The following is a 12,577-nucleotide window of genomic DNA, read 5'->3' on the forward strand; positions in this document are numbered from 1 at the left end:
GAAGCGGATACCGTGCCAGATGCAGGTGGAATCGCAGCGCGACCGCGACGCCGAACATGCGTCCGGTCAACCAATGCGGTTGGGGTAAGGGGTAGTGGCGACGACATGGTGAGGCGCGAGGCATCGGACGGTCGAACACCCACGGGACGCCGCCCCCGCCGCATGTCCCCCCACCAGCGCCGGGAAGACCTGATCGCGACAGCGCTGCGCGTGTTCGCCGAGCGCTCCCCCGACAGCGTGACCCCCGAGGACATCGCCGAGGCCGCCGACGTCTCGCGCACCCTGGTCTACCGCTACTTTCCGAACATGACCGAGCTGCGCACCGCCGCACTGCGCAGCGCCATGGACGAACTGGCCCCGATGCTCGTCCCGCCGTCGGACCTGCCGCTGCTGGAACAGCTCCGCACGGCGCTGCGGGCGTTCATCGACTTCGCCGACCGGTACGCCCCCGCCTATGTGGCCCTGCTGCGCGGCGGCTCCAAGGTCGCCAGCGACCACACCGAATCCGTCATCGACGAGGTCCGAGACCAGGTACTGCGGCTGCTCCTCCAGCGCTCCGGCATCGAGCACCCGTCGCCGCGTGTCCTGCTGGCGATGCGCTGCTGGATCTCCTCGGTGGAATCCGCCCTGCTTATCTGGCTCAAGGAACGCCCGATGTCCGAGGCGGAACTGGCCGACTGGCTCCTCGACCAACTCCTGGCCATGCTCGGCGCCTCCGGCGCCGGAGAGGTGGAGCTGGAGGCACTTACCGCCACCATTGGTTCGGCCGACGGTTAGCCGTCCGAAGCGGTTCACCCCCGGTGATCGACTAACGTTCCCGCCGATAAATCTCGCGCCGGTGGCCGAGGCTGATCACTTCGATTACGAGTACATCGTCATGCAGTTCGTAGACGATCCGATAGTGACCGACCCGAATTCGATACTCACCACGCCCACCCACCAACTTCTTGACCCCCGGAGGTCGAGGGGCATGTGTCAGAGCATCGATTGCCTTCCGCAGCCGGGTAACAGCGTCCCGCGGGACGCTTATGCCGCCGCCGGAGTGAACTGCACGCTGCACGTCATACGCCGAGCTCCGCCCAGAGCTGGTCCGCGGGAATCCGCTCTCCGGGTTCTTCTCGCGCGGCCTGGGCCGCTGCGATGTCGGCCGCATCTTCCAGCGCCTCGATCACGGATTCTCCCACGGCAGCGACGTCCAGGGGCACGATGGCAGCGAGGCGGTGACCGTTGACACCGGTGATGTAGACGACCTCGGGTACCTTGACTATTTCGGTCAGGTACTCCGAAACCTCTTCAATCGGCAGCCCACTCACGCTTTCAGGGTAACCGCGGGGATCCCCTTCTGTCCGGCGGACTGTACGTATGCGCTGTCATCCCGGTCATGCAGTGGGGTGGCTCCTTCATGCGACGGATTCATCGTAGATGTAGCCCTTGTGGCCGCGGGATGGGAGGCCGAGGCGATCGCGAACGGCGTTCCGGTCGCGACGATCAAGTTCTACCTACGCGAGGGGCTGCTACCGAAAGGGGAGGCGACCTGCTCGGCTCCGCCCAGCACGCGTTCTTCGCCGACGCGAAGGAGGCGGAGGTCAACGACCCATGCGAACAGGAGGCCGAGGAGCGTACCGGCGCGCTCCTCGCCGAGCTCGGCTGGAGCGTGACTCCCCACTCCCCGGCCAGAGACCAGTTGGCCCGAGCCATCGCGACCATGGACCGGCTGGGACGCCCGGTCGGCGACGAGATGCTGCGTGTCTACGCCGACGCCGCACGCATGGTGGCCGAGGAGGACCTTCGCTGCCTCGACCCCGCGGCGCCCCGGGAGGAGATGGTGGAGTACGCGGTGGCGGTCAGCGCCGTCATGGAGAGGGCGCTGATGGCGCTGCGCCTCCTCGCCCAGGAGGACGCCTCCGCTCAGCGCTTCGAGTGGGGCCGCCCGCCCGAGGGGCGGTCCCACTGCTCCGAGGACTAGCCGGTCAGGAGCGCTGTGCCGGCTGGTGCCCCGAGGAGATGGCGACGCGGTTGAAGAAGTTGATCAGCCCGATCGCCGCGATGAGGGCCGCGATCTCGCGATCCGAGTAGTGCCGGGCGACGGCCGCGTACACCTCGTCGGAGACACCGCCGTCCAGCTCGGTCACCTCGTCGGTCAGCGTCAGCACCGCCTGCTCGGCCTCGGTGAAGTGGTCGCGGGCCTCGTGCCAGGCCGCCACCAGGAACATCCGCTGCTGGCTCTCGCCCGCCTTCATCGCGTCGAACGCGTGCATGTCGATGCAGAACGCGCACCCGTTCACGTACGAGGCCCGCAGCTTGATCAGCTCATAGGTGGTGTGGTCGAGCGTTTCGCGCAGCTCGGCGTCGATGCCGCGCAGGCTGGTGAAGACATCCGGCAGCTCAGTGAGGACCGTGACCCGTGCGCGCGCTTCGGTCTGGGACATGGGGGTGCTCCCTTGCTCATCGTTCCCTCGCCCCGATCAACGGGGTCTCGCGCACAAAGACCCCGCACCGAACGGATTCGTGACAACCGATCGCTGTGACCGCCCCCACACCGCGCTCCACCACGCGGGACCGCATCACCGGTCAGCGGCGAGCCGCTCCGATTCGCCACGGACCGCGGCGGCCTCGCTGTGGAACCCGGACTCCTCGAACACCGCGACGGCCATCCGCCGACTCCGCTCCGCCTCCTCGAGCCGACCGGCAAGGGCCAGTCCCCGCCCCTGCTGGCGCAGGGCCCGCGCGTACTCGTGCGGCAGATGCAGGCCGGCCGTCGCCGCTACCGCCCGCTCGGCCAGCTCCAGCCCGGTGCCGGTGTCCCCGGACACCAGCGCGACCTCGGCGAGCAGCCGCCACGCCCACGCGCTACCGACGCGCTCGCCCTTCTCCTCGAAGAAGGCCAGCGCCCGATCGATCTGCTCGCGGGCCGCCTCGGTGCTCCCCGCCATGAGCTGGATGTCGGCGAGGAGCAGCCGGATGTTGGCGGTCATGTCAGGGTCGTGGAGCCCCTGGGCTAGGGCCAGGCTCTCCTCGACGAGCCGGCGCGCCTCCGCCACCTCGCCCATGGCCTGGTGCAGGCGCCCGCGTTCCAGGACGGCCGCCAGCCTGGCCTGCTTGTCCGACTCGCACTCCGCCAGTCGACAGGCTCGATCGAGGAGGTCGGCGGACACGTCGAACGCTCCCGAGCGGCGCTCGATCGCACCGAGTGAGCACAGCACCTCCAGCTTGCCCTGTGGGTCGCCGACATCCACCAGGTTGGCCATCGCCCGCTGGTGGCACAGGCGTGCCGCGTCCTGGCGCCCCTGCCACTCGTGCATCCACCCGATGCCGTGCCAGGCGTGCCCGGCGCCGGCGGCGTCGCCCGCACGCGTGAAACCGTCCCGGGCCCGCTCGAAGTCCGCGGCCGCCTCATCGAACCGGTGCTGGCGCCCGCGAAGCAGGCCGCGCTGGAGGAGCAGCACCGCCTCGGCGCGGGGGTCGGCATCACCGCCGCGCCGGAGCTCCGCCACGCCGATGTCATTGACCCGGTCCCAGTCGTCGAACCGGGCGCGCAGGTCGCAGAAGGCCGCCGAGGCGGCGGCGATCCGCGCGGCCTGGTCGTGCAGGCCGAGCTGAACGCTCTGCTCCACGACCGCCCGCAGGCCGTGCCACTCCGCGTCGAACCATGCGGCTTCGTTCCCGTCCACCAGTCGGGACCCCAGCGTCCGCGCCGTCCCGCTGATGACCTGGGGTGCGTCGTGCAGCCGCGGCCCGTGCTGGGGCAGGGCGGCGTTCGCGCGTTCGGCCAGCTCGCGCCAGACCTCGAAGAGGGCACCGATCCGGCTTCCGGGGTGCTCGGCGTGCTCCCCCTCGGCGGCCTCCCGCCCGAACACCCGGAGGAGGTCGTGCAGCCGGTACCGGGCCTGGCCGAGGGCGTCCCGCCCCACATACTCGACGAGGCGGGCGTCGACCAGCGCCTCCACGACGTCCTCCGCCCGCTCCAGCCCCACGCCGAGCAGGGGTGCGGCGACCCACGCCGGGAAGTCGGGCGCGTCCTGGAGGGAGAGGAGCCGGAACGCGCAGCGCTCACGGGCCTCCAACCCGTCGTAGCTGGAGGCGAGGCTGGCCCGCACGTCCAGGTCGCCCACCCGCAGCTCATCGAAGCGGCGGCGCTCGTCGGAGAGGCGGGAGGCCAGTTGGGCCAGCCGCCAGTGCGGGCGGGCCACCAGACGGGCCGCCGCCACGCGCAGCGCCAGGGGGAGCCGACCGCAGTACTCGGCGATCCCGGCCGCCGCCTCGGGTTCGGCCGCCACGCGGGCCTCGCCGACAGCCTGGCGGAGCAGTTCCAGAGCGTCTTCGAGCGGCAGCACGTCGAGCCGCACCACCTGTGCCGCCTCCAGACCGGCCAGGACACCGCGGCTGGTCACGAGCATCGAGGACGCGGACGTTCCCGGCAGCAGCGGGCGGACCTGGGCCTCGTCGGCGGCGTTGTCCAGGATAACCAGGACCCGGCGGTCGGCCAGCCGCTCCCGGTACAGGTCGATGCGGTGGTCCAGGGACGTCGGGATGGCGGAACCGGGCGTGCCGAGCCCGCGCAGCAGTCGGTCCAGGGCCTCGGCCGGCCGCACCGGGTTCGGCTCGGTGCCGCGCAGGTCGAGGTAGAACTGCCCGTCCGGGTGGTGCTCCCGCACACGGTGGGCGACGTGCACGGCGAGGCTCGTCTTGCCGGCGCCGCCCTGGCCGGTGATCGTGTGGACCCGGAAGCACCGGCCCTCGGCCGCGAGGGCCGAGTGCAGCAGCTCCACGTCCGCTTCGCGTCCGGAGAAGTCGGCCACGGCGGGCGGGAGATGGCAGAGCCCTTCGCGGATCGGCTCGCTCGCCGACTCCGGCGGCGCCCGGCGCACGGGGGCGCTGACCGGCTCGGTCGAGTCCGCGAGGACGGCCAGGTGAAGTTCGCGCAGCTCCGCGTTGGGGTCGACGCCGAGTTCCTCGGCGAGGACCTCACTGGCACGACGATAGGCATCGAGGGCCTGGGCCTGCCGTCCGCTCAGGTGCAGGGCGCGCATCAGCTGCGCCCAGAACCGCTCGCGCAGCGGCTGCTCGGTGACGAGTACGCCGAGCTCGTCGATGAGCTGGTCGTGCCGCCCCAGCTCCAGCTCCATGTCGTTGCGGCGCTCGGCGGTCGCCCAGCGCTGCTCATCCAGCCCGGCCGCGGCCGGGCGCAGCCGTTCGGAGTCCAATCCGGCCAGGGCGGGGCCGCGCCACAGAGTGAGCGCTTCGGTCAGCAGCCGGGCCTCCTGCTCCCGGTCTCCGGTCTCCGCGGCCGTGGCCGCCTGCCACCGCAGCTCGTGGAACCGGGAGACGTCGAGGTGGGCCGGGTCGACCCGGATCACGTAACCGCCCTGGGCCGTGCTGATGAGGTCGCCGCCGCGCAGGGAGCGGCGGAGCCGCATCACGTGCGCCTGCAGTGTCGAGCGGGCGCCGCCGGGTGGGCGCTCGCCCCAGAGGGTGTCGATCAGCTCATCGGTCGACACCACGTCACCGGCCCGCAGCAGCAGTGCGGCGAGCAGCACCTGCTGCTTGGCGGATCGGAGGGCGACGTGTCGACCAGCGCAATCCACGCGCAGGGGACCGAGCAGGCGGAAATCCCAATGGTGTTCCACGCCCATCGTCCAGGTCACGCTCCTTACGGCCACCGACGGTCGCTACCTCACCCCGAGACCACGGAACCACAGGGCTTACTGGCGGGTAGAACTCTAACGGAGTTCTTACTGGACGAGCAGCCCCGAGTCAGCGATGAGTCAGCGGACCCTGCTACCGGCCCAGCCCCGATCGCCGGGCGCTCCATCGCCCTGGGTGACCTTCCGCTGGTGACACGGGTGAGGCGCGGTGCTGACAACCAGTCCGCGCGGATGTCCGTTCCACGGTCGGCAGAGCGGCCGGTCCCGACGCGGATGGTCGGCCCTGTGGTCGGCCCCACCGCATTTCAGCGACCGTTCAGGGGCGAGTCAGCACGTCGCGGGATGCTCATCGGCGCGGGACAGCCGTCCCGCCCGCGCAGCCCCCACTCGCGCGGTGGTTCCGACACGGAAAAAGCACATGAAGAAGTTCCTCGCCACCCTCGGTGCCACCGGGGCCCTGCTCGCCGGCACGCTCGCCTTCGCCGCCCCGGCCGAGGCAGCGTCCAACCCCTACACCCCGAAGGGCGTCTGCGGCTCCAGCTACCGGGAGATCGACCGGCTCACGCTCGGCAGCTCTGACGTCGTGTTGATGTACAACGGCAGCTACAACTGCGTGGTCACCATCAAGAACGAGCAGGTCGGCAAGGCCACGGAGACGTTCGCCCGGCTGCGGGTCAAGGGCGGCGGCAGCCACGAGGACCGCGGCAAGTTCAAGTACTACGCCAAGACGAAGGCCTACGCCAAGGGCAAGTGCATCCAGTGGGGCGGCGGCATCACCAACATCGCCTACTACACCACGCCCTACACGCACTGCGGCTAAGACGGGGACGCCCAGTTCTCGACACTCTGGGGCGCCACCCAGCGCCCCAGCCCACTCACAGGTGCGCCGCCGCGTCCGCACGACCGCGGCGGCGCCGAGGACGGACCTGCGAAGAACATGAAGAACTCCCTGCGAACCCTGCTGGTCGCCACGGTCGCCTGCGCCGGTCTCGGCGCCGGAGCCGTGGCCTCCCCCGCCGTCGCCGCCGCCAACCCCTACACGGCGAAGAGCGTGTGCGGGTCGGGCTACTACCAGGTGGACAGGCACCGGGCCCCGAGCGGCGCATCGACCACGTACCTGATGTACAACGGCAGCTCGAACTGCGTGGTCACCATCAAGAACCGCGACGTCGGCACGCCGACCCACGTGTGGGCGTCGCTGCAACGCCAGTCCCCCTACGCGATCGCCAAGGACGATGGCGGTCCCTACGCGTACTACGCCGGGCCGGTCCGCCTGCGGGCCAAGGCCACATGCGTGAAGTGGGGCGGCGGTCCGGGCAGCACCAGCGGCTCGCGCGGCGACCTCTTCGTGAGCGGTTGGGGGCACTGCGGCTGACGCCGCGGACCTCCCACCGGCCTCGGCTGATCCGGGTGCCGAATCCCGCAGCACCTCCCCCATCGGATCGACGCCGCCCCCGCCCGCGGGCGCGGCGCTGAAAGGACGACACCACCACCATGAATCTCGCGAAAGCACTGCGGACGGCGCTCGTCGGCGCCGTCGCCTGCGCCAGCCTCACCGGCGGGCTCGCGCTCACCGAGGGCACGGCCAGCGCGGCCGTGAAGACCTACCCCGCCTCGGCCAACCTGGACGGCCGGACCGTGAAGAAGGTCGACGTCAAGGTCGGCAAGCAGCGTGTCTCCGACATGTACGCGAAGGGCTCGTCGGTCTCCATCGTCTGCCAGTCCCCGGGCGAGGACTACGCCGGCAACAACATCTGGGACCTGACCACCGACGGCGTGTGGGTGCCCGACAAGTACGTCAAGACCGGCGTCGACGGCTACGTCATGGGCAAGTGCAGCAGCTACAAGTCCTACAAGGCCAAGGCCGACCTCAACGGGCGCAAGAGCAAGGGCGACTCCGCCAACGCGCCGGGTTCCGTTGTCGACAAGTACAAGGCCGGACAGAGCGTCAAGGTCAAGTGCCAGGCCACCGCCAAGGGCGCCATCTGGGACAAGACCACCGACAACCTCTGGGTCCCGGACAAGTACCTCAAGACCGGTACCGATGACTTCGTCCAGGGCCTGCCGCGCTGCGACACCGACGGCGTCTCCGCCGGCGGTGGCGGCGGTGACGACAGCGGGTCGGCCAGCAACCTGCGCACCCCGTTCGACTGCGGCCAGTCCTGGACAGCCAAAACCTACAGCAAGCACAGGCCGAAGAACGCGGTGGACTTCCAGGCGCCGAACGCGCATGGCAAGAACGTCCGCTCCAGTGCCCCTGGCAAGGTGACCAAGGTTGCCAACCGCGGTAACCGGAGCTACGGCCGGTACATCGTTATCGACCACGGCAGCGGCGTCACCACGCTGTACGCGCACCTGAGCGCGCAGAGCGTGAGCGTGGGCCAGCGGGTCAAGACCGGCACCATCATCGGCAAGGTCGGCAACACCGGCGGCTCCACGGGCCCGCACCTGCACTACGAGCAGAAGAAGAACGGCACCCCCGTCCGGGTCAAGCTCAACGGCGTAGCGATCAAGTACTACGGCGCCACCGGCATCAAGAGCAGCACCGGCTGCTGACGCGCTGAAACCCCACGGGGCGGCGGGCGCGGCTCGCCGCCCCGTTTCTTCTCTCCAACTCTTCGGCTCTGCGACCGAGCGCCTACGGCTCGGCACTCCCCACCCGATCCGGGCGCCGCGACCACGCGGCGCCTCCCCCATCGGATCAACGCCGTGCCACCGCGTGGCACGGCACCGAGAGGACGAATCTCTTGTTTCTGAAAAAAACCATGAGGGCGCTGCTCGTCGGCGCCGTCACCTGCGCCAGCCTCACCACGGGGCTCGCGCTCACGGAGGGAACGGCCGCCGCGGCCACCAAGACCTTCCCCGTCAAGACGGCGCTGGACGGCCGGACCGTCAAGGATCCGAAGGTCGCCGTCGGCGAGCACCGCATCTCGGACATGTACCCCACCGGCTCGATGGTCTCCATCGTGTGCCAGGAGGAGGGCCCGAGCTACGGCGGCAGCACCGTCTGGGACCTCACGACCGACGGCTACTGGGTGCCGGACGCCTACGTCAAGACCGGCTCTGACGGCTATGTCATGGGCAAGTGCAGCATCCCGAAGTCCTACAAGGCCAAGGTCGACCTCAACGGCCGACAGAAGAAGGGGCAGGACAACAACGCCCCCGGCGCTGTCGTCGACAAGTACAAGGCCGGACAGAGCGTCAAGGTCAAGTGCCAGGCCACCGCCAAGGGCGCCATCTGGGACAAGACCACCGACAACCTCTGGGTGCCCGACAAGTACATCAAGACCGGCACCGACGGCTTCGTCCAGGGCCTGCCGCGCTGCGACACCGGCTCGGGCGACACCGGCGGCGGTTCGCGGGTCCACGGCCGCAACAACGGCCCGGCCGGCTCCACGGCCGGCACTCGGCAGCAGAAGATCGAGCGGGTGATCAACGCCGCTGTGTCGCAGACCGGCAAGGGCTACGACTACTCCTGGGGAGCGGGTGGCAAGGGCGGCCCGTCCTACGGCATCCACCACTTCCCCGACGGCAACCCGGCCAACGGGGACGATTACAACCGCTACGGCTACGACTGCTCCGGCCTCACCCTGTACGCGTTCTGGAAGGGTGCGGGCGTCGACATCGGAAGCTGGACCGGCGCGCAGTACCGCTCCGGCACGAAGATCCCGGTCAGCCAGATGCGCCGTGGCGACATGATCTTCTGGGGCAAGGGCGACGACGCGGGCACGACGACCCACGTCGCGATCTACCTGGGCAACAACAAGCTCATCGAGGCCGCCCCGCCGCGGGACGGCAAAAGCGTGCACGTGCGGTCGCTCTACGAGCGCTCCGCGTGGACCAAGCACGTCATCCGGGTGATCTGACAACCGACTCGTCCGGCGCGCCCGGACACCCTTGACCGACCAAGCGGGGCCGCCCACACCAGGGGCGGCCCCGCTGCCGTTGCAGATGACGCCGGAACGAGGAGAGAGAAAACCGTGTAGCCAGAAATGGAAAAAGGCCCTCACTCGCGAACGAGTGAAGGCCTTTAGTACCCCCGAGCGGATTCGAACCGCCGTTACCGCCTTGAGAGGGCGGCGTCCTAGGCCACTAGACGACGGGGGCCTGGACATCGCGGAACCCACCTTATCGGAACCCGATGGGTGGATCGCCCCGATTCGATCGGCCGGCTGATGCGACCGATACCAGAAAAAATGCCCCCACCTGGGTGGGAGCTTCTCCCTGTGCGTACCCCCGAGCGGATTCGAACCGCCGTTACCGCCTTGAGAGGGCGGCGTCCTAGGCCACTAGACGACGGGGGCCTATCCGGACCGGAGACCCGGTCCGCCGCGCCTCCGGAGACCGGAGGCCGCTTGCTGGGGTACCAGGACTCGAACCTAGACTAACTGAACCAGAATCAGTCGTGCTGCCGATTACACCATACCCCAGTGCTTTCGTCGGGGGCCTGGTCCCTTTCGGGCCCTGCTCCCCTCGGCGCAGTGACTACATTAGCGGACATCTGGAGTGCTCGCGAACTGAATAGGGGGCGGCCGAGTGTGCGCCGGGCCACCCCCCATGCGCGCGAGTGCGCCTACGCTTCCGCGCCGTCGACCGCAGCCTGCTCGGCGGCCTCCAGCTTCGCCAGGGCGGCCCGCAGCCGCTCCTGGACGCGCTCACGGCCGAGCAGCTCCAGCGACTCGAACAGCGGCAGGCCGACGGTGCGCCCGGTGACCGCGACGCGCACCGGCGCCTGCGCCTTGCCGAGCTTGAGCCCGAGCCCTGCACCGGTCTCCTCCAGCGCGGTCTTCAGCGCCTCGGGCTCCCAGGCCAGGTTCGGGTCGGCGAAGCGCTCCAGCGCGGCGGTGAGCATCTCCTTGCCCACGCCCGGCTTCATCGCCTTGTTCCAGCTCTTCTCGTCCTCCACCGGCTCGTCCAGGAACAGGAAGTCCACGTTCGGGACGATCTCGCTGAGCACCGCCACCCGGCTCTGGGCCAGCGGGGCGATCGCGCGGAAGGCGGCGTCGTCGTAGTTCTCCGCCGGCCAGGGCGCCTGATCCGGCGCCAGGTAGGGGCGGCAGCGCTCGACGAAGTCGTCGACACTCAGGGCGCGGATGTACTCGCCGTTGAACGCCCGCAGCTTCTTCTCGTCGAAGAACGCGCTGGAGCTGTTCACGTCGGAGATCCGGAACAGCGGCTCCATCTCGGCCCACGGCATGATCTCCCGGTCGTCGCCCGGCGCCCAGCCCAGCAGCATCAGGTAGTTGATCATCGCCTCGGGCAGGTAGCCCTCCTCCTGGTAGGACTCCAGGGCGACCTTGTCGCGGCGCTTGGACAGCTTCTGCCGCTTCTCGTTGACGATGACGGGCAGGTGCGCCCACACCGGCGGGGTCTGGCCCAGCGCCTCCCACAGCAGCTGCTGCTTGGGGGTGTTGGACAGATGCTCCTCACCGCGGATGACCTCGTTGATCCCCATCTCGACGTCGTCGACGACGTTGGCCAGGACAAAGAGGGGAGAGCCGTCGGCGCGGGCGATCACGAAGTCCTCGATCGAGGCGTGCTCGAACTCCACCCGGCCGCGGATCTGGTCATCGACGACCGTGGGGCCGCCGTCGGGCACGCGGAACCGCAGCGCCCGGCCGGGGCCGGGCTCCAGGCCGCGGTCGCGGCAGAAGCCGTCGTAGCCCAGGTGCGGGTTGTCGCGGCGCTCGACCACCTGATCGCGGGTGCAGTCGCAGTAGTAGGCCCGCCCCTCCTTGAAGAGGGTCTCCGCGGTCTCGCGGTGCTTGTCGGCGTAGGCCGACTGGAAGTAGGGCCCCTCGAAGTGCGGGTCGGACTCGGCGATACCCAGCCACTCCAGTGCCCGGATGATGCCCTCGGTCCACTCGGGCTTGTTGCGCGCGGCGTCGGTGTCCTCGATGCGCAGCACGAACTTGCCGTCGGATTGCTGGCGGGCCAGTGCCCAGTTAAAGAGCGCGGATCGCGCGCCGCCAACGTGGAACATACCGGTGGGGGACGGCGCGAAGCGCACACGAATCGAAGTCTCAGTCACGGCCCCAGCCTACTGGGGACACGGCCGCGGAACGGAGGATCGCCAGCTCACCAAGGGTGGCCGGACCGCCCTCACACCCTCGCCGACATCTGCCATGCCACGAGCCCTCGACCGGCCCCGGAAGCGGGGGCGTCCATCCAACCCACCCGGTCAGGGCATCTCGATCAGCACCTCCGAGAGCGGCTTACGGGTCAGATCGGGCACCTCGGCGTCGTCGGCCGCATACCCGACCGGGAAAAGGATGTAGGGCCGCTCGTTGGACGGACGCTCACAGATCTCGGTGAGGAAGGCCATGGGATTGGGCGTGTGGGTGAGCGTCGACAGCCCCATGGTGTGCAGGGCGGCGATGAACATCCCGCAGGCGATGCCCACGCTCTCGTTGACGTAGTAGTGCTTGCGCTTGGTGCCATCGAGGCGCGGCTCGTACTTCTCCGCGAAACAGACGACCAGCCACGGCACGGTCTCGAGGTACGCCTTGTCGGACGTCGTCTCCAGCGGAGCGAGAGCCTCCCGCCAGTCGGGCGGCAGCCGCCCACCCTCGTAGTTCCGCCGCTCCTCCGCCTCAGCGGCCTCGCGCACCCGCTTCTTGGTCTCGGCATCACCGATCAGCACGAACTTCCACGGCTGCTGGTGCGCCCCGGACGGAGCCGTGTTCGCCGCCCGCACCGCCAGCTCCACGCATTCCCGCGGCACCGGGTCGTCACTGAAGAACCGCACACTCCGACGCTGATCCATGAGCTCGTAGAACCCCCGCCCCCGCCGCAGCATCTCGTCCTCCGGATACCGCTCCGGCCGGTACGGAATGAAGGGGTAGGAATGCTCTCGCGTCACGATCAACCTCCCGCGAACCACCGACAAGGCGCCCCTAGTCTCGTTCGCAGGCTGCCAGAGGGCAAGAAGC

General features: G+C 69.6%; 12 protein-coding genes and 3 tRNA genes. 6 read left to right on the forward strand and 9 right to left on the reverse strand.

All coding sequences use genetic code 11. From position 1 onward, the window contains the following. The first annotated feature begins 162 nt into the window (after positions 1-162). Positions 163-777, forward strand: coding sequence for a TetR/AcrR family transcriptional regulator (locus CDO52_RS22420; protein WP_017620337.1), 615 nt, complete (start codon positions 163-165; stop codon positions 775-777). Between the two features lie 31 nt (positions 778-808). Here the strand turns inward: CDO52_RS22420 and CDO52_RS29590 are convergent, their stop codons facing one another. After that, positions 809-1,153: a type II toxin-antitoxin system RelE family toxin gene (locus CDO52_RS29590; RefSeq protein ID WP_394296730.1), complete on the reverse strand. Its 345-nt coding sequence runs from the start codon at positions 1,151-1,153 to the stop codon at positions 809-811. Beyond that, positions 1,062-1,313, reverse strand: coding sequence for a hypothetical protein (locus tag CDO52_RS22430; protein ID WP_017620335.1), 252 nt, complete (start codon positions 1,311-1,313; stop codon positions 1,062-1,064). Before CDO52_RS22430 ends, CDO52_RS29590 begins: the two co-directional genes overlap by 92 nt. Positions 1,314-1,444: 131 nt before the next feature. On the opposite strand from CDO52_RS22430, the gene CDO52_RS22435 reads away from it, so the two are divergent. Continuing rightward, positions 1,445-1,966 (forward strand): hypothetical protein, encoded by a 522-nt coding sequence (locus CDO52_RS22435; protein WP_051060861.1) that lies wholly within the window; start codon positions 1,445-1,447, stop codon positions 1,964-1,966. 4 nt (positions 1,967-1,970) lie between these two features. Here the strand turns inward: CDO52_RS22435 and CDO52_RS22440 are convergent, their stop codons facing one another. Both CDO52_RS22440 and CDO52_RS22445 read right to left on the reverse strand, forming a co-directional pair. After that, positions 1,971-2,429, reverse strand: a complete 459-nt coding sequence (locus CDO52_RS22440) for a carboxymuconolactone decarboxylase family protein (protein WP_017620334.1) — start codon at positions 2,427-2,429, stop codon at positions 1,971-1,973. Between the two features lie 135 nt (positions 2,430-2,564). Next, positions 2,565-5,645 (reverse strand): AfsR/SARP family transcriptional regulator, encoded by a 3,081-nt coding sequence (locus CDO52_RS22445; protein ID WP_157745685.1) that lies wholly within the window; start codon positions 5,643-5,645, stop codon positions 2,565-2,567. A 418-nt stretch (positions 5,646-6,063) separates the two neighbouring features. On the opposite strand from CDO52_RS22445, the gene CDO52_RS22450 reads away from it, so the two are divergent. The 4 genes from CDO52_RS22450 to CDO52_RS22465 all read left to right on the forward strand — a co-directional run bounded on the left by CDO52_RS22450 (position 6,064) and on the right by CDO52_RS22465 (position 9,511). Further along, positions 6,064-6,465, forward strand: a complete 402-nt coding sequence (locus CDO52_RS22450; protein WP_017620331.1) for a hypothetical protein — start codon at positions 6,064-6,066, stop codon at positions 6,463-6,465. Between the two features lie 117 nt (positions 6,466-6,582). Then, positions 6,583-7,020, forward strand: coding sequence for a hypothetical protein (locus CDO52_RS22455; RefSeq protein ID WP_017620330.1), 438 nt, complete (start codon positions 6,583-6,585; stop codon positions 7,018-7,020). 119 nt (positions 7,021-7,139) lie between these two features. After that, a complete protein-coding gene (locus CDO52_RS22460; protein ID WP_232524293.1) occupies positions 7,140-8,201 on the forward strand; it encodes a M23 family metallopeptidase in 1,062 nt (353 codons plus the stop codon). A 209-nt stretch (positions 8,202-8,410) separates the two neighbouring features. After that, complete coding sequence (locus tag CDO52_RS22465; RefSeq protein WP_094932678.1) at positions 8,411-9,511, forward strand: NlpC/P60 family protein; 1,101 nt, start codon at positions 8,411-8,413, stop codon at positions 9,509-9,511. A gap of 168 nt (positions 9,512-9,679) precedes the next feature. On the opposite strand, the gene CDO52_RS22470 is transcribed toward CDO52_RS22465, so the two are convergent. The 5 genes from CDO52_RS22470 to CDO52_RS22490 form a co-directional block, all read right to left on the reverse strand. Next, positions 9,680-9,752: transfer RNA gene (locus tag CDO52_RS22470), tRNA-Glu, on the reverse strand. Positions 9,753-9,876: 124 nt separating this feature from the next. Continuing rightward, a tRNA-Glu gene (locus CDO52_RS22475) sits at positions 9,877-9,949 on the reverse strand. Positions 9,950-10,003: 54 nt separating this feature from the next. Next, positions 10,004-10,075 (reverse strand) — tRNA-Gln (locus CDO52_RS22480). A 143-nt stretch (positions 10,076-10,218) separates the two neighbouring features. Further along, positions 10,219-11,676 (reverse strand): glutamate--tRNA ligase, encoded by a 1,458-nt coding sequence (gltX, locus tag CDO52_RS22485; protein ID WP_083920084.1) that lies wholly within the window; start codon positions 11,674-11,676, stop codon positions 10,219-10,221. Between the two features lie 150 nt (positions 11,677-11,826). Next, complete coding sequence (locus CDO52_RS22490) at positions 11,827-12,507, reverse strand: nitroreductase family protein (protein ID WP_033301830.1); 681 nt, start codon at positions 12,505-12,507, stop codon at positions 11,827-11,829. Between the last annotated feature and the right edge of the window lie 70 nt (positions 12,508-12,577).

Origin of the sequence: Nocardiopsis gilva YIM 90087, assembly GCF_002263495.1 — a bacterium.
Classification (GTDB): Bacteria; Actinomycetota; Actinomycetes; order Streptosporangiales; family Streptosporangiaceae; genus Nocardiopsis_C; species Nocardiopsis_C gilva.